Origin of the sequence: Kaistella gelatinilytica (genome assembly GCF_015679325.1) — a bacterium.
Classification (GTDB): Bacteria; Bacteroidota; Bacteroidia; order Flavobacteriales; family Weeksellaceae; genus Kaistella; species Kaistella gelatinilytica.
The window spans coordinates 561747-578715 of sequence record NZ_JADPVI010000002.1 but is presented as its reverse complement, the minus strand read 5'-3'; the positions used below and the strand labels follow the sequence as shown (position 1 = coordinate 578715).

Here is a 16969-nt window from a genome sequence, read left to right as displayed (position 1 = left end):
ATTTTTTAACTGGCAGGTTGCTTATCAGTTGAAATATTGCTATTTAAAAGTGACATATTTATTTTGATCTTTACCAGGTATCTGTTCAAAATTTCATCATCCTGTTTATTAAGAAACCTACGCAAATGCTGGAGTTTCTTATAAGATTTCTCAAATTTTGTTTGAGATGTTTTTAAGCCATTCGCATTTGATTCTTCCATCGCACCAATATAATCCTTTAAATAATACTTCAAGGTAATAACTTCTTTGTTCACATCTTCGTTGCCAAATTTAGGAAAAGTAGCGATTAGATTGGTGATCTCTGAGGAATAGAAAATAAGATTCTTTCTTTGATCTAAAGTGTAAGTAAAAGTCTTGCCACTCGTCTGAGAAAGGTTGTCTCCAATTGGTGACAAATTGATTTTTTCTGTAGAACAGGATAAAGCCAGGAGCAGAAATAAAATATATCTAAATTTTAGTTTGATCATTTTTCACTTTTTGATAAAGGATCGGATTAAGACTTTCATCGTTATACATTTTCATCTGTTTATAACTTTTCATCTTAATTTTACCGTTCTCAATATCATCAAGCAATTGCTTGATCGCTTCAGAAAGATCTCTCTTCTGTTCCAATAAAACGCTTAGTTTTTGGGAACAATTATTTCTGTGCTGTTCACTTGCTGACTCTCTATGAGCTTCAAGTGACATATGATAAATCTTTAATGCTAAAATCGACAGGCGGTCAAAAGCCCATGCAGGCGTTTCGCTGTTTAATCTAGCATCAGATTTTGGCGTAATGTCTTTATATTTATCCAGAAACCAACTGTCTATATATTCAACCATATCAGTTCTTTCCTGATTGGATGCGTCAATTTTTCTTTTGATTTTCAGAGCTTCAATGGGCTCTATGTTGGTATCCCGAATAATATCTTCCAAATGCCATTGAACGGTATCAATCCAGCTCTTCGCATACAATATCCGTTCCAAAGTCCCGCTTGAAAATGGGTTATTTACAGATTCTTCTACATTATCTTTTATATGATAATTGTTGATCGACTGATTAAAAATTTCCCAGGCGGTATCTGTAATACTCATAAAGTGCAGAATTTAGTTCGTGGGTGTAGAGTTATTGTTCGGAGGTGTGGTCGTAGTATTAGTAGGATCTTCCGGAGTTTTTTTGTCCTCTTCTTTAACAGCGTCTTTAAACTCTTTGATCCCGGATCCTAAACCGCGCATCATTTCCGGAATCTTTTTTCCACCAAAAAGGATAAGTAAAATAATTGCAACAATTAAGAGGTGTTGCCAGGAAAGTGCTAATATTGTAAGTGTATGCATTATGAAATTTTTACAAAGTTAATTTATATTTTTTTAATTGATCCATCCTAAAGGGTCTACTGGGCTTCTGTCATTCCATATCTGGAAATCAAGAGTGTAAGTTCCGTCGAAATCTTCTCCAATAGTTCCTATTGATGTTCCTGCTGAAACCTGTTGATTCGCAGAAACCATCGTGTTTGAAAGGTTTGCATAGACCGTAAAATAATCTCCGTGTTTCACCATGACCATTTTACTTCCGTCTCCGGATGCAACTACTCGGGAAACCGTTCCCGGAGCAACGCATTTTGCAACTGTTCCTTTCTTTACTGAAATTTTTATTCCGTTATTCTCTTCTACTATATTTTTAAAAACCGGGTGTGGCTGTCTTCCAAATCGGTGGGTAATTGTCCCATAAGCCGGCATTCCCATTTTTCCACGGTTGGCTGCAAAATTATTTCCGACCACACTTGAAACCCCATAATTTGTCATCGCTTTGGTTTCAGCAGCTTTCTTTTCTTCATCTGTTTTTTTCACCAGATCCGCTTCTGCTGCTCTTGCATTTGCTGCTTTTTCCGCTGCATTTTTTGCATTAGCTGCTGCAATTCTTGCGTCATTTGCCGCTGTTGCTCTTCTCGCTTCTGTTTTTTCAGCATCTGCTGCCCGTTTCGTATCTTCTGTCTTTTTTGAATCTGCTAAAGCTGCGATTTTTGCGCGCTCAACTTCTTCTGCAGCTTTTTTATCTGAAATATCTTTTAATCTTTTAGCCTCTTCGTCTGCTTTTCTTTTCTCTAATGCAAGCGCTTCCATTCTTGCTTTGTTCTCAGCTTCGATCTTCGCTTTTTCTCTTTCTGCAGCGATCTTTGCCAAACGTACTTTTTCAGCTTCTGCCTTTCTGTTGGCTTCTTCTTTTGCCTTTGCAATTTTAATTTCTTCCGCAATGATCGAACGAATCTGTCCTTCTAACTGTTTCGACTCGGTTTGTTTTTGCTTCAGTTCTGCAGTAAGCTGTACTTCATTTTTCTTGAAATCCTGCAACAGGCTTTCTTTCTGTTTCTTTTCTGCTTCAATGGTGACCAGATCTTTTTCCTGATTAGAAAGGATCGTCACTTTATCTTTAACAGATTTCTGTTTTAAGGCTACATTTTGAAGAAGTTTTTTGGCTGCATCAGAAATCTCCGCTGCTTTTTTATCCTGATAGTCTGAATAATCTTTCAGATACTGAACTCTTCTTAATGCTTGTCCTAAATTTTTGGACGATAAAATAAAGGTCACTTTATTCTGAACTCCTTTATTCTTATACGCTTTCACCAAAACTTCGGCGTAATTTTTTCTTAATACCGCAAGCTCTTTATTCTGGCGGTTTATTTCCAGCTGACGAAGGAAAATATCGTCTTCAATTAATCTCTTTTCTTTTTGAGTATTGGTATAAACCTTCTCTCTAAGTTGTATCTTCTTATTAACTTCATTCAAGTAAGCTACAGATAATTTTGAGTCCTGTTGCGTCTTTGCGAGATTCGTGTTAATAGATGCAATTTGTTTTTTAAGTTCTACATTTTGTTTCTGAAGTTCTTCTTTCTTTTGAGAGAATAAAAATCCGCACAGAAAAATTCCTACAAAAATTCCTAATTTCTTAATCATCTAATCTCAGTTTTCGTATAATTATTGGGAACGGAGTACGGCGTATCCATTTTCGAACTCTCAAATCTCGTGTTTTCCAAGAAAATTTGGCTAGTTTTTGTACCTTTTATAATTATTTTAACATTTTTTGGCAATTTCATGTTATCGAAGCCTGTCCAATTAAAATACGAGATTTCAAGTTGATTGGTTTTATTTTTATCTTCTAATTGCACCTGACTCAAATCAAAATCAGGCGAATAATCCATGATCACGCTATACTCTGAGGTTTGACCATTGTTTTCAAATTTCAAATTTTTTGAGGAAGTCAGGCGATAACCCTGAGCATTTTTGGTCAAAATAAAATCTTTCTCATTGATCGGTACAAAAGTTTTCCCCAAAAGTAAATTTTGCAAAGAATTATAATCGATAAAATTAACATTCAACAATTTATTCAGGTAAGAAAAATCGGATTCAATATAGGTTTTGTTCCATTTTTCATAGCCTTTAATTCCGTCGGGTGTTGCGATTCCTCTTCCAACATTTAGAAAAATGGCGATCATATTCATCCATACTTTTTGTCCGTTTTCAATGTAAATGGTTGCATCTAATGTCGGAATGAAAGTCCCGTTCTCGATGTTTATTTTTGAATTTATTTTGAGTTGTTGAAAATCTGATCTCTCCTTAATTTTACTAAAAAAAGTAGCATTTGCTGCTATCTCGTTCGATGTTCCGATAGGAGCATTCGTGGCCATTTTACTTTTACAGGAAAAGAGGAAAGCCGAGGTCATCAGCACCAGAATATATTTTTTCATTTGATTTTTCTTATTAGAAGGCGAACTTTGCAATATTAACGCCAAACCACACAAAAGATTTCGTGTGGTTTGACGAGGAATAATTTATTTTAAATTACTAATTATTTCTTTTGTTGGAAACGAAATCTAAAACGGAGAAATCCCCTAGAGAAATTTCGCGGGAAACTCCGTAATACTCCGCAGAATTTCCGATCATGGAATTACTCAAATTGCCATGATCAATTACGGTGTTCTCCTGAATTAAGGAGTTATCAATATTTGAATTGATTACTTTCGTATTATTCCCGATAGAAACGCCGGGTCCGATTTTAGAATTGTACAGTTGTACATTTTCCCCGATAAAACATGGCGGAATGATCATGCAGTTTTCAATTTTTGAAGAATCAGGAAAAATGGCAACATTTTCTCGTTCGTACTCCAGAACTTTCCCGTTTGTTTCAACGGTGGAGTTTTTATTTCCGCAATCCATCCAGTCATCAACTTTTCCTAAAGAGAATTTCGCTCCTTTCTGACGAAGATTTTCTAAAGCCGTTGTTAATTGATATTCGCCACCAACTTTAATGTCGTTATCCATGATGTAATTAATTTCCGACATCAATTTTTCTGCAGAATTAAAATAGTAGATCCCAATAATCGCAAGATCTGACACGAAGGTTTTTGGTTTCTCCACAAAGTCGGTGATGAAGCCGTAATCATCTAATTTTACAACTCCAAAAGCAGAAGGATCGTCAACTTTTTTCACCCAGATAACGCCATCAGAATTCTTGTCTAAAACAAAATCTGCTTTAAATAAAGTATCAGCAAAAGCTACGACAACATCGCCCTGCATGGAAGCTTCCGCACATTTGATGGCATGAGCAGTTCCGAGTGGCTCATCCTGCGTATAAACAGTTCCTTTTGCACCTAGTTTTTCAGCGATTTTAATTAAAGAAGCTTCAACTTCAGGTCCGAAATCACCAATAATAAAGGCGATTTCATCAATTTTTTCTCCGGCAACTTTGGTAATATCTTCAACCAGACGTTGTACTATCGGTTTCCCTGCAATTGGGATCAAAGGTTTAGGAACGGTTAAAGTATGAGGTCTTAATCTGGAACCTCGTCCTGCCATTGGAACAATTATCTTCATATTTAATATTTTTCAACTCAAAAATTTTAATGTTGAGTCATGATTGTTTTATAATTTATTTTTAAACTTTAGGTAAAAAAAACTTTATTTTTTTGTGCTTCCGAAACCACCTTCACCTCGTGCTGTTTCAGTTAAATTTTCAACTTCGATCCAGCCTGGGTTTTCATGTTTGGCGATGACCATTTGTGCAATTCGGTCGCCATTACTGATTTGAAAGTCGTCTTTGGACAAATTTACTAAAATAACACCGACTTCGCCGCGGTAATCTGCATCGATCGTTCCGGGAGAATTGAGAACGGTAATTCCGTTTTTTATGGCTAAACCGCTTCTTGGTCGAATTTGTGCTTCAAAACCAGCAGGAAGTTCCAAAAACAATCCGGTCGGAATTAATTTTCTTTCCAAAGATTTCAAAGTGACCATTTCTTCCAGATTGGCGTATAAATCCATTCCGGCAGAGAGCTCAGTCTGGTATTTTGGTAAAGGGTTCGAGGATTTATTGATGATTTTAATTTCCATATCAGCTTTTTCTAAATTTTCTTAAAGTGTCTTTTTCAAAGTAAAATACAATTGCTAAAAATACTAATAATAATAAGTTTCCTATTATTAAATTTCCTTCAAGTACGTAAAAAGACACCACCGAGAACAATATACTTATACTCAAATATCCCAAAATTTTCTTCATATGATACGGAACCGGATAAAAATATTGCCCCAAAAAGTAAGAGACCGTCATCATTGAAAAATAACTTAAAAATGTTCCCCAGGTTGACGCCCAATATCCGTAAGCTGGAATAAAATAAACGTTAATTACGATAGTTACTACCGCTCCAAGAACTGAAAGATAGGCGCCAAAAATGGTTTTGTCAGAAAGTTTATACCAAACCGACATATTCAAATAAATTCCAAGGAAAACTGCCGCGATTAAAACAATCGGGACAATCGGTATTCCTTCATTATACGCCGGATTAGAAAGGTAAAGTTTTGCCAGCCAATTTAAATTAACACATAAAGCGACTAAAATAATGCAGTTGACAATGACGAACATATCCATCAACTTCGCGTAAGATTTACCTGAATTTTCGTTTTTGGCGTGAGAGAAAAAGAAAGGTTCAATTCCTAAAAGATAAGCTTGACGAAATAAAGTTAAGAAGGTTACGATTTTACAAACTGCGCCATAAATCGCCATTTGTTCGGTATTCGTTCCGTCGGGTAATAAATATTTAAGAAACTGCCGATCCATGGTTTCATTAATTACTCCAGCCAAACCGGCAATCGTAATTGGCCAGGAATACGCCATCATTTTTTTCCAGAGATTCCAGTTGAAAGCATCCAGTCTTACCGATTTTATTTCAGGGAAAAGCAGTAGAAATGTCACTGCGCTCGCAACCAGATTCGCCACGAAAACATATCCGATTCCAAAATTTTTATCATAGGTGAAACCAAATAATCCTTTGCTTCCAAGTTTTGGCAAGATCACAATGAAGAAAACTACCAATATAAAATTGATGACTCCATTAATGATTTTAATGATGGCAAACTTTTTCGGTCGTCCGGTTTTTCTTAAAATTACAAAGGGCATCGTCGAAAGTCCATCTAAACCTAAAACGAAAAGCATCATCGTCATAAGATTCACCTGATCAGGCGTTTTGAAAGCGATCGCTAAATCCTGTCGGAACATAAAAGCGAAAATCATGAAAAGAAAAGATGCTGCTAAAACGCTTATTGTAGCGGTTGAAATTAATTTTCTAGTATCTTCTTCTTTTTCTGCAAAACGGAAAAAGGTAGTTTCCATACCGTGGGAAAGCAAAACGATGATGATTCCCGCAACCGAATAAAAATCGATGAAAGGCGCCAATGATTGTGGCCCGAAAGCGTGTGTTACAAACGGACTTATAATAAAGGGAAACAACCGAATAATAACGGTGCTTAATCCATAGATCGCGGTTTGTCCCAATAATTTTTTATACAAAATTTCTGAATTTCTGCAAATATAAATAAATAGATTTGACATAGAAAGATTTGAATTTTGAGAAGCCTTCTAAATCATTTTTAAATATTAAATTTGGAAAACTGATTTCCAAAAGCGAATCTGATTTTGTAATGTCATCAATCTTTATTTTTTGAAAATGAAAATCCTAATTAAAAATGCCCAAATCGTCAATGAAAATCAAATTTTTGAAAGTGATCTGCTCATCGAAAATGATATAATCTCGAAAATTGGGAAAAATATTTCCGCAGATAATGTCGATCAAATTATTGACGCTTCCGGGAAATATTTGCTGCCCGGAATTATCGATGATCAAGTTCATTTCCGCGAACCCGGTTTGACGTGGAAAGGCGACATCGAAAGCGAATCGAGAGCTGCAGTTGCGGGAGGAATTACAAGTTTTATGGAACAGCCAAATACAGTTCCAAACGCTGTAACACAGGAATTATTAGAAGAGAAATATAAAATTGCAGCCGAAAAATCATTTGCAAATTATTCCTTCTTAATGGGCGGAACGAATGATAACCTGGAAGAACTCTTAAAAACAAATCCAAGAAATGTCGCCGGAATAAAATTGTTCCTTGGTTCTTCCACGGGAAATATGCTGGTCGATAATCCGGAAACTTTAGAAAAAATTTTTAGTAATGTGAAAATGTTGATCGCAGTTCATTGCGAGGATGAAGCAACGATCAGAAAAAACACAGAGATCTTTAAAGAAAAATACGGCGAGGATATTCCTGTGGATTGTCACCATTTAATTAGGAGCGAAGAAGCGTGTTATATCTCTTCCTCAAAAGCGATTGAGCTGGCGAAAAAAACGGGAGCGAGATTGCATGTTTTTCATTTATCGACCGCAAAAGAAATGGAACTTTTCCGAAACGACATTCCATTAAAAGAGAAAATGATCACTGCTGAAGTTTGCCTTCATCACTTAACTTTTACCAATGATGATTACAAAACCAAAGGAAATTTCATCAAATGGAATCCTGCCATAAAAACCCAAAAAGACCAAGACGGATTATGGGAAGCTTTGCTGGATGATAGAATTGATGTCATCGCCACTGATCACGCACCGCATACTTTAGAAGAGAAATCTCAAAAATATTTGCAGGCACCTTCCGGCGGACCTTTAGTCCAGCATGCTTTGAATGTAATGCTCGAAAACTTTAAAAATGGAAAAATTTCTTTAGAAAAAATCGTTGAAAAGATGTGTCACAATCCTGCCATTCTATTCCAAATTGAAAAGCGAGGTTTTATTAAAGAAGGTTTTAAAGCCGATTTGGTTTTAGTTGATCTGAATGAAAAATATACCGTTTCCAAAGATAATATTCTAGCAAAATGTGGTTGGAGCCCATTTGAAGGAATTGAATTTCATTCAAAAATCACCCATACTTTCGTGAACGGTTTTCCAGCTTTTGAGAATGGAAAAATTTCCGAAGAAAAACATGGCGAAAGATTACTTTTTGACCGTAAATAATTTTTTTATGAGATCAAAAATTTTACAGATTATATTAGTTATCGTTTTTGCAGTTGATTTGTTTTTCATTTTCAATAATCGAACGGAACTTCGGTTTTTTACCAAACCACTTTTACTTCCAATTTTGATTTTAATGTATATCACAAGATTGAAATCAGAAAAAATTCAATTGGATAAATTGTTTTTGGCGGGATTGGTCCTTAGTTTTTTCGGGGATCTGTTTCTGCTTTTTAAATGGGGTTTTCTGCCCGGATTAGGAAGTTTTTTATTCGCCCATGTTTTCTATATTATTTCGTTTAGGAAAAAAACTCAAAATAGTATTTGGAAATTTTGGCCGATTATTCTTGGTCTCTTTGCGACCACCTTGCTCGTTTTTCTTTTTCCCTATTTAAAAGAAATGAAAGTTCCGGTCATTATTTATGCTGTTGTAATTTCTGTGATGATGTATAGCGCTCTTAAAACGCAGAACAGAAATTTGATTATTGGTGCGCTTTTATTTCTGATTTCAGATACGTTGCTTTCAATAAATCTTTTTTTCCAACCCTTGATGATCCTCAATTTGTTCGTGATGATAACCTACGTTTTTGCGCAATGGTTTTTGGTGAGAGGAATGATTTCATCTAAAAATTAGTAAAGATTTGAAACAATTCCCAAAAATTTTCGTCTAATCCTTTAAAATAAATAATTTATGTTCAAAAAACTCTCTTTAGCAATTTTCATGTTGCTCTTTTCGCTGCAAACTTTTGCACAAAAAAAATACGAGTGGAAAGAAGCCTCCGGAAACGGTTACACCTATAAATATGTAACAAACGATCCGATGAATGCCAGATTTTACACTTTGAAAAATGGTTTAACGGTCATTTTAAGTCCCACCAAAAAAGATCCCAGAATTCAGGCTTATGTTGCGGTGAAAGCCGGAAGCAAAACTGATCCGCGCACAAATACGGGTTTGGCGCATTATCTGGAACACATGGTTTTCAAAGGCACCGATAAATACGGTTCTCTGGACTGGGCGAAAGAAAAACCAGAATTAGATAAGATCGACGCGCTTTATGAGCAGTACAATAAAACAAAAGATGACGTACAAAGAAAGGCTATCTACAAAAAAATAGATTCCGTTTCAGGTGTTGCAAGTAAGTTTGCAATTGCGAACGAATATGATAAAATGATGGCTTCAATGGGAGCTCAGGGAACAAATGCTTTCACGAGTTTCGAGCAAACGGTTTATACCGATGATGTTCCGAGCAGTTCTTTGAATAAATATTTAGCCGTTCAGGGAGAACGATTCCGTAATCCGATTTTAAGAATTTTTCATACTGAGCTGGAAGCAGTTTACGAAGAGAAAAACAGAAGTTTAGACAGCGACGGAAGTAAAGTTTTCGAAACTTTATTCTCTCAACTCTTCAAAAATCACAATTACGGACAGCAAACCACGATCGGAACCGTGCAGGATTTGAAAAACCCTTCGCTCGTAGAAATCCGAAAATATTTCCACAACTATTATGTTCCCAACAATATGGGAGTGATTTTATCCGGAGATTTCGATCCTGATGTTGTGATTGCGCAGGTTGACAAAGCTTTTTCTTACATGCAAAATAAGCCTGTTGCGAAATATACCTTCACACCAGAAGTTGCAATTACTTCACCAGTTATTAAAGAAATTACAGGGCCAGACGCAGAGAATTTAACCATCGGTTACAGATTGCCTGGAAATAAAGACAAAGATGTTTTGATCGCAGATCTGGTTGGACAAGTTTTGACCAATGGAAAAGCAGGTTTAATGGACTTGAACTTGGTGAAAAAACAAAAATTATTACGCGCTTCAGCGCAAACTTTTACCTTGATTGATTACGGCGTTTTGTACATCAGTGCAGCTCCAACAAACGGTCAGAGTTTAGAAGAGGTAAAAACTTTGGTTCTTGGAGAAATCGACAATTTGAAAAAAGGAAACTTCGATCAGGAATTGATCACTTCCATTATCAATAACATCAAAAAAAATAAGATCTACGAATCCGAAAAGTATGATGATCGCGCGAGTTCTTTGATGGATGCGTTTACTTCTGAGTTAAACTGGAGAGATCAGGTTGCTTATGTGAATGACTTATCCAAAATTTCTAAAGCCGATATCATAGCTTTTGCCAATAAATATCTGGGTGAAAATTATGTAGCAATTTTAAAAAGAAAAGGAGAATCTCCGGCAACTGTTAAAATTGAAAAACCACAGATCACGCCAGTTGAAACCAACGCAGATAAGCAATCTGCCTTTGTGAAAATGGTCAACGAAATGCCGAATATTCCTTCAACACCGGTATTTTTAGATTACAACAAAGACATTCAGAAATCAAAGCTCGGAAAAGCAGAAGTGCTTTATGTTCCAAACACCGACAATCAGATTTTCCGTTTGAAATACCGTTATAAAATCGGTTCTTTAAATGATTTGAAACAACCTTTAGCTTCTCAATATCTTCAGTTTTTAGGAACAGATAAGATGTCTGCAGAAGAAATTTCAAAAGCTTTTTACAAGATCGCCTGTAATTTCACCATTGCGTCCGGTGAAGAATACACGACCGTTTCCATCGAAGGTTTACAGGAAAATTTCGATGCTGCTGTAAAATTATATGAAGATCTTATTCAAAATGTAAAAGCAGATGACGCCGCTTTGAAAAGTTTGAAAGAGAGAATGGCAAAAGCACGTAAAGATGTAAAAGCCAACAAAGGCGCTATTTTACAGGGTTTAACAAGCTATGCTTTGTACGGGGAGAAAAATAAATTCAATAATGTTTTGAGCAATTCGGAAATGGAAGCTACAACTTCCAAAGAGTTGGTTGACCGAATTAAAAACCTCAACAACTACGAACAAACGGTGATCTATTACGGTCCGGCTTCGCTGAAAGATCTGGACAGCAAATTGAAAACAATGCATCAGGTTCCCGCAAATTTTGCGGTTGCAACTCCTGAAAAAGTTTTCAAACAAACAAAACAGGTTAAAAATAAAGTTTTGTTCACCGATTACGACATGGTTCAAGCAGAAACCCGCTGGATCAGAAATACCGATCAGTACGATGCTAAAAAGAATACTGTTGTAAAAGTTTTCAACAATTATTTCGGAGGCGGAATGGGTTCCATCGTGTTCCAGACCATCCGTGAAAGTAAAGCTTTGGCGTATTCTACCTACGGCGTTTACGTGCAGCCACAGAAAAAAGATCAGGAATATTACATGATGAGTTACGTGGGAAGTCAGGCTGATAAATTTAACGACGCAACTACGGCGATGACAGAACTTTTAACCAAAATGCCCGATTTAGCAGGAAATTTAAACCTGGCAAAAACTCAGGTTAAAAAAGACATTCAAACTGAAAGAATCACGCAGGATAATATTATTTTCAATTATCTGGCAGCGAAAGAATTAGGTTTAAATGAAGATCCACGGAAAAATATTTACAGCACGGTAGATAATATCAAAATGGAAGATCTGAAAACATTCCACGACACTAATTTCTCCGGGAAACCTTACACTTACGCGATTGTTGCGTCAGAGAAAAGAGTTCCGATGAAAGATCTGGAAAAACTGGGTGAGGTGAAGAAAATTTCTTTAGAAGAACTTTTCGGCTACTAAACTTTTTAAAATAATTGATACAGAAAACTGCTCCGTGATTGGAGCAGTTTTTTTTGTTTATTTGGTAAATCAGCTTGCGTTTTAAAGTGGTCAAATGACACCACTTTATAATTTTCGGGTTTAGTTGTAATTTTTTATAAGGTTTCTAAAATTATAATGATGGAATTTTATATTAAGTACTTTTAAATGTAGATTACTTTCAGTGCAAAATTTTTTGAGAACGTCATGTGCTTTTTTATAACTGCATCTAAATAGTTCGTTTGATCTTACAAGATCTCTTCCTCGATAATATTGAATCCCATACTCTCTATATTTATTTAAAAAGTTTTGAATTTCTCTCTCTTTGACTCCCATTTCGTCTACTCTTACAACTGCTAGTATTATCCAATCAGCACGGAAACCATAACCTTTATTTTCATTTAAAGATTTTTGTCTTCTTTCATAATTTATTGTACAGCCAATTTTAATCCATTTACCCCATCTCGAAGCAGCAATATATATAAACCCTTTTCCGTGTTCTCTCTTAAGAATGCTAATGCCCTTAGGATTACAAAATGCACAATGTCCCGTTTTTAATTTAATTGTGTGATTGTCATTTTTTGAACAAGGATAGGTATTATAAGCTAAATGAAAATCTTTATAATTCATTAAAATTTTTAAGGATTTAGTCATTTTTAATCCTTCTGCATTATACACTCTTAACAAATCAATTTTGTGATGTTCAAAAAATTCTAATTCGGTTTTATTCATCTTTATTGTAGAGCTTAAAATTGCAGTTTAGGTTTTGGAAATTAGCGGGAGCGATGATAGTATTTTAGAAAAGGTTTATTTAAACTAAGGAAGAGGTGCTTCAAAGTTGGGAGACTTTGCGCAACGGGACATAGTTTTTTACTTTAAGTGGTTGTTTCTTATTATATCTGCATAATGATTCAATCCCCTTTTCTCCAGTTCTTGGACAAAAACTGGCCAAGGTGGAACATTACTCATATATGGCGTAGGTCCGACAGAAAGTCCGCCTCCAGGTCCAGCAGAAAGTCCACCACCGGGACCAGCAGAAAGTCCACCACCAGGACCAGCAGAAAGTCCACCACCCGGACCAGCAGAAAGTCCACCACCGGGACCAACAGACAAACCACCACCTGGTCCAACCGACATTCCGCCACCTGGACCAACTGATAAACCACCACCTGGTCCGACGCTTTTATTTCTATTCCACATAGTCTTTAATTTTAATTACCATTAGTTTAAATTACACTCAACTCATTTATATGTATGAAAACATGACATCATCAAACTTTTCCACCCGCTAAAATAACAAAAAAACCTCCCCATCCAACCATCGCAACCCTTCTATTTTACGAAATATCTCCAATCCATAGAAATTCTTTACAAATAATCGAAAATTTTACCTAGTATTTTAGTAGTTCAGCAAAATTATTTTAATTTCGATAATTTCTAAACTTTTACTGCGGAAAAAAAAATGACATCTATTCCTAAATAAAATTTCTGTCGAAAACTTGCACCATGCAAATCCGCTATAGACTTTTTTCACAATAATCAGCTCTCCAAAACGTTTCTGACTCCGTGAATAAAAAAATCTCCATCCTACATTTAAAAACATTGTTCTTCCAACCACAGAAAAAAACCTTCACTCTAATTTGATATTCAATACATTTTATAAAATTTCTTGAGACGATAAATTAATCTTAAATTTAAATCAAAATTAAAATATGAATTTGTACACGCAACCAATGCTCAAAGAAGATGCATTAAAAGATAAAGTAGCCGTTGTAACCGGCGGTGGAAGCGGACTTGGAAAAGCCATGACGAAATATTTTCTGCAACTCGGCGCGAAAGTCGTGATCACTTCCCGAAACTTAGAAAAATTGCAAGCCACCGCAAAAGAACTTGAAGAAGAAACTGGTGGAAAAGTTTTGTGCGTTCAGTGCGACGTAAGAAATTGGGATGAGGTTGAAGCCATGAAAGACGCGGCGATCAAAGAATTCGGGCAAATTGATATTCTCTTAAATAACGCAGCCGGAAATTTTATTTCACCTACAGAAAGATTAACGCATTCCGCTTTTGATTCTATTTTAGATATTGTTTTAAAAGGCACTAAAAACTGTACGCTTTCCATCGGGAAATACTGGATCGACAATAAAGTTCCCGGAACTGTTCTCAATATTGTCACCACTTACGCCTGGACTGGTTCTGCATACGTTGTTCCATCTGCTTGTGCAAAAGCCGGAGTTCTCGCCATGACCAGAAGTTTAGCCGTAGAATGGGCAAAATATGGAATTCGCTTCAACGCTATTGCTCCAGGACCGTTTCCTACGAAAGGCGCTTGGGAAAGATTGTTGCCCGGAGATTTGGCGGAAAAATTTGATATGAAGAAGAAAGTTCCATTGAGAAGAGTTGGAGAACATCAGGAATTAGCAAATCTTGCGGCTTATCTGGTTTCAGATTATTCTGCTTATATGAATGGCGAAGTCGTTACCATCGATGGTGGAGAATGGTTGCAGGGAGCTGGTGAATTTAATATGCTCGAAGAAATTCCACAAGAAATGTGGGATATGCTCGAATCGATGATCAAAGCAAAGAAATCGAATTAAGCAAAAAAAATAAAATTATAACCCAACATGTGTAACATTGTTGGGTTTATTTTTACTTATCCGTAAAATTACCCTCATGAATTTTAAAATCTTCAAACCGGTGTTTGCTTTAGCGATTGCATTTTCTGTGCAGTTTTCAGCTCAAACAGATGCGCCAAAGTATAGTTATACCGAAGCTTTCAAACCATTTTTCTATATGAATAATGGAACGGAAACCCGATCAGCAAGCGGACAACCGGGTCATCATTACTGGCAAAACAGTGCTGATTACGTTTTGAATGCTTCTTTGAATGATGTTAAAAACGAAATTTCAGGCTCGGCAGAAATTACTTATACCAACAACAGCTTTGATGATTTAAGCTTTCTCTGGCTTCAGCTGGATCAGAATTTATTCAAAAAAGATTCCCGCGGAAACGCTGTCGTACCAATGGGCGGAAGTAGAAATGGTGCTCATGGACAGGATTTCGACGGCGGTTATACCATAAAATCGGTAGAAATTCTTTCTGCAAATGGAAAAAATTTAAAGATCAATCCAAAATATACGATTTCTGATACCAGAATGCAGATCGATCTTCCACAAGATCTAAAATCAAAAGGTGGAGTTGTGAAATTGATCATCAACTATTCATTTGTTTCTCCAAATTACGGTTCAGACAGAATGGGAGTTGAGCCGACGAAAAATGGAAAAATATTTACCATCGCACAATGGTTTCCAAGAATGTGTGTTTACGATGACATCACAGGCTGGAACACTTTGCCTTACCTAGGAGCGGGTGAGTTTTTCCTGGAGTATGGCAATATCACAGCGAATCTTACGGTTCCTGCAAATCAGTATGTCGTTGCTTCCGGCGAATTATTAAATCCAAAAGAGGTTTATTCTTCTGACCAAAATAAAAAATGGGAGGCTGCAAGAAATAGTGAGAAAACGGTAATTATTCGATCTGCTGCTGAAGCGAACGCTGCCGAAAAAACTTCCACGGCTACCAAAACCTGGAAATTTAAAATTGAAAATACGCGTGATTTTGCGTGGGCTTCTTCATCTGCATTTATTTTAGATGCGGCGAAAATTAATTTGCCAAGCGGTAAAAAATCTTTAGCGGTGTCTGCTTATCCGGTAGAAAGTGACGGGAATGCTGCTTGGGGAAGATCAACGGAATACACGAAAAGTTCGATCGAACATTATTCAAAAAGATGGTACGAATATACGTATCCAAATGCGGTGAATGTTGCCGGAAATCCTGGTGGAATGGAATATCCGGGAATTGTTTTCTGCGGTATGAGTTCTAAGGGTGCTGATCTATGGGGCGTTACCGATCACGAATTTGGACATAACTGGTTTCCAATGATCGTAGGATCTAACGAAAGAATGTTTGCCTGGATGGATGAAGGTTTTAATACTTTTATCAACAGTATTTCTGAGCAGGATTTCAACAAAGGGGAATATTACACTCCAAAACCGCTTCAAAGTATGGCATTTGCTTTTAATAGTGATCAAATGGAACCTATAATGACGGCGCCGGACAATTTAAAAGAAAGGAATCTGGGCTTTTTAGCTTATTATAAACCAAGTGCAGGATTGCAAATGTTGCGGGAAAATATTTTAGGTGAAGAAAAATTTGATAAAGCATTTCGGGAATATATAAAGAGATGGGCGTTTAAACATCCAACTCCGGAAGATTTTTTCCGCACCATGGAGAATTCTTCAGGTGAAGAACTGAACTGGTTCTGGAGAGGTTGGTTCTTAAACAAATGGAAAATTGATCAGGCAGTAAAAAACGTTTCCTATAAAAGTGGAGATTTTAGGAAAGGAGCTGTTATCAAATTAGAAAATATTGGTCAGTTGCCAATGCCGGTTAACTTGGACATTAAGTTTAAAGATGGAACCATTCAAAACGTAAAATTACCGGTAGAGATCTGGAAAAGAAATTCAGAGTGGACTTTCGAAGTTGCTACTACGAAAGAAATTACCTCTGTTCAGTTAGATCCAAAAGGCAGTTTACCCGACGCAAATGTTTCTGATAACACTTTTAAAGTAGACGGGAATTCAGTAGCAGAAAAAGTAGATTTAAAACAGTTCACAGGAAATTTCTCCAGCAAAGAAATTCCTTTAAAAATTGTTACAACAGTTGAAAACAATCAACTAATGTTACAGGCAACGGGACAACCGAAAATTCCTCTAGACTATGAAGGATCAGATAAATTCGCCTTTTCTGTAGCAGGAATTGAATTTCAGTTTTCTAAAGACCGAAAAGGTTTCACACTCAACCAGGGTGGCAAAAAATATGAATTTACGAGAGATTAATTGAGTTTAATTTTCAGACAATTTTAAAAACTGCCGCCCAAAAATCTATTTTTTGGGCGGCGGTTTTAAAAATAACCGACTGCGCACAAATAAATGAACTGTAGAGTATTACTGTTGAAGCTGCAAC

Annotated in this window: 15 protein-coding genes; 5 read left to right on the top strand and 10 right to left on the bottom strand. The window is 36.3% G+C overall.

The window, feature by feature from the left end:
* Positions 1–5 precede the first annotated feature (5 nt).
* The 8 genes from IV494_RS09745 to IV494_RS09710 all read right to left on the bottom strand — a co-directional run bounded on the left by IV494_RS09745 (position 6) and on the right by IV494_RS09710 (position 6859).
* Complete coding sequence (locus tag IV494_RS09745) at positions 6–467, bottom strand: hypothetical protein (RefSeq protein ID WP_196079951.1); 462 nt, start codon at positions 465–467, stop codon at positions 6–8.
* Positions 448–1074 (bottom strand): DUF4254 domain-containing protein, encoded by a 627-nt coding sequence (locus IV494_RS09740; RefSeq protein ID WP_196079950.1) that lies wholly within the window; start codon positions 1072–1074, stop codon positions 448–450. The genes IV494_RS09745 and IV494_RS09740 overlap by 20 nt, the downstream gene beginning before the upstream one ends.
* Positions 1075–1086: 12 nt before the next feature.
* A complete protein-coding gene (locus IV494_RS09735; RefSeq protein ID WP_196079949.1) occupies positions 1087–1314 on the bottom strand; it encodes a twin-arginine translocase TatA/TatE family subunit in 228 nt (75 codons plus the stop codon).
* 33 nt (positions 1315–1347) lie between these two features.
* Positions 1348–2931: a murein hydrolase activator EnvC family protein gene (locus IV494_RS09730; protein ID WP_196079948.1), complete on the bottom strand. Its 1584-nt coding sequence runs from the start codon at positions 2929–2931 to the stop codon at positions 1348–1350.
* Entirely contained in the window at positions 2928–3722 is a 795-nt protein-coding gene (locus tag IV494_RS09725) for a DUF4292 domain-containing protein (RefSeq protein ID WP_196079947.1), read from the bottom strand. The genes IV494_RS09730 and IV494_RS09725 overlap by 4 nt, the downstream gene beginning before the upstream one ends.
* Positions 3723–3819: 97 nt before the next feature.
* Positions 3820–4848, bottom strand: coding sequence for a sugar phosphate nucleotidyltransferase (locus IV494_RS09720; protein ID WP_196079946.1), 1029 nt, complete (start codon positions 4846–4848; stop codon positions 3820–3822).
* An 84-nt stretch (positions 4849–4932) separates the two neighbouring features.
* Complete coding sequence (gene dut / locus IV494_RS09715) at positions 4933–5364, bottom strand: dUTP diphosphatase (RefSeq protein WP_196079945.1); 432 nt, start codon at positions 5362–5364, stop codon at positions 4933–4935.
* Position 5365: 1 nt separating this feature from the next.
* On the bottom strand, positions 5366–6859 hold the full coding sequence (locus IV494_RS09710; protein WP_230380057.1) for a lipopolysaccharide biosynthesis protein: 1494 nt from the start codon (positions 6857–6859) through the stop codon (positions 5366–5368).
* Positions 6860–6974: 115 nt separating this feature from the next.
* On the opposite strand from IV494_RS09710, the gene IV494_RS09705 reads away from it, so the two are divergent.
* Genes IV494_RS09705 through IV494_RS09695 form a run of 3 tightly spaced genes read left to right on the top strand, consistent with a single transcriptional unit; the run spans position 6975 to position 11928 of the window.
* Positions 6975–8312, top strand: a complete 1338-nt coding sequence (locus IV494_RS09705; RefSeq protein ID WP_196079944.1) for a dihydroorotase — start codon at positions 6975–6977, stop codon at positions 8310–8312.
* Between the two features lie 7 nt (positions 8313–8319).
* Positions 8320–8943 carry a lysoplasmalogenase gene (locus tag IV494_RS09700; protein WP_196079943.1) on the top strand — a complete coding sequence of 208 codons (624 nt, stop codon included), beginning with the start codon at positions 8320–8322 and terminating at the stop codon, positions 8941–8943.
* Between the two features lie 57 nt (positions 8944–9000).
* Entirely contained in the window at positions 9001–11928 is a 2928-nt protein-coding gene (locus tag IV494_RS09695; protein WP_196079942.1) for a M16 family metallopeptidase, read from the top strand.
* A 120-nt stretch (positions 11929–12048) separates the two neighbouring features.
* On the opposite strand, the gene IV494_RS09690 is transcribed toward IV494_RS09695, so the two are convergent.
* Positions 12049–12678 (bottom strand): GIY-YIG nuclease family protein, encoded by a 630-nt coding sequence (locus tag IV494_RS09690; RefSeq protein ID WP_196079941.1) that lies wholly within the window; start codon positions 12676–12678, stop codon positions 12049–12051.
* A gap of 138 nt (positions 12679–12816) precedes the next feature.
* Entirely contained in the window at positions 12817–13146 is a 330-nt protein-coding gene (locus IV494_RS09685; protein WP_196079940.1) for a hypothetical protein, read from the bottom strand.
* Positions 13147–13658: 512 nt separating this feature from the next.
* Here IV494_RS09685 and IV494_RS09680 point away from each other — a divergent pair.
* Positions 13659–14540 (top strand): SDR family oxidoreductase, encoded by an 882-nt coding sequence (locus IV494_RS09680; protein WP_196079939.1) that lies wholly within the window; start codon positions 13659–13661, stop codon positions 14538–14540.
* Between the two features lie 76 nt (positions 14541–14616).
* A complete protein-coding gene (locus IV494_RS09675) occupies positions 14617–16842 on the top strand; it encodes a M1 family metallopeptidase (RefSeq protein WP_196079938.1) in 2226 nt (741 codons plus the stop codon).
* The last annotated feature ends 127 nt before the right edge of the window (positions 16843–16969 follow it).

Coding starts and splice junctions, on each gene's coding strand:
- IV494_RS09745 (WP_196079951.1), bottom strand. CDS start 467: ATGATCAAACTAAAATTTAGATATATTTTATTTCTGCTCCTGGCTTTA.
- IV494_RS09740 (WP_196079950.1), bottom strand. CDS start 1,074: ATGAGTATTACAGATACCGCCTGGGAAATTTTTAATCAGTCGATCAAC.
- IV494_RS09735 (WP_196079949.1), bottom strand. CDS start 1,314: ATGCATACACTTACAATATTAGCACTTTCCTGGCAACACCTCTTAATT.
- IV494_RS09730 (WP_196079948.1), bottom strand. CDS start 2,931: ATGATTAAGAAATTAGGAATTTTTGTAGGAATTTTTCTGTGCGGATTT.
- IV494_RS09725 (WP_196079947.1), bottom strand. CDS start 3,722: ATGAAAAAATATATTCTGGTGCTGATGACCTCGGCTTTCCTCTTTTCC.
- IV494_RS09720 (WP_196079946.1), bottom strand. CDS start 4,848: ATGAAGATAATTGTTCCAATGGCAGGACGAGGTTCCAGATTAAGACCT.
- dut (WP_196079945.1), bottom strand. CDS start 5,364: ATGGAAATTAAAATCATCAATAAATCCTCGAACCCTTTACCAAAATAC.
- IV494_RS09710 (WP_230380057.1), bottom strand. CDS start 6,859: ATGTCAAATCTATTTATTTATATTTGCAGAAATTCAGAAATTTTGTAT.
- IV494_RS09705 (WP_196079944.1), top strand. CDS start 6,975: ATGAAAATCCTAATTAAAAATGCCCAAATCGTCAATGAAAATCAAATT.
- IV494_RS09700 (WP_196079943.1), top strand. CDS start 8,320: ATGAGATCAAAAATTTTACAGATTATATTAGTTATCGTTTTTGCAGTT.
- IV494_RS09695 (WP_196079942.1), top strand. CDS start 9,001: ATGTTCAAAAAACTCTCTTTAGCAATTTTCATGTTGCTCTTTTCGCTG.
- IV494_RS09690 (WP_196079941.1), bottom strand. CDS start 12,678: ATGAATAAAACCGAATTAGAATTTTTTGAACATCACAAAATTGATTTG.
- IV494_RS09685 (WP_196079940.1), bottom strand. CDS start 13,146: ATGTGGAATAGAAATAAAAGCGTCGGACCAGGTGGTGGTTTATCAGTT.
- IV494_RS09680 (WP_196079939.1), top strand. CDS start 13,659: ATGAATTTGTACACGCAACCAATGCTCAAAGAAGATGCATTAAAAGAT.
- IV494_RS09675 (WP_196079938.1), top strand. CDS start 14,617: ATGAATTTTAAAATCTTCAAACCGGTGTTTGCTTTAGCGATTGCATTT.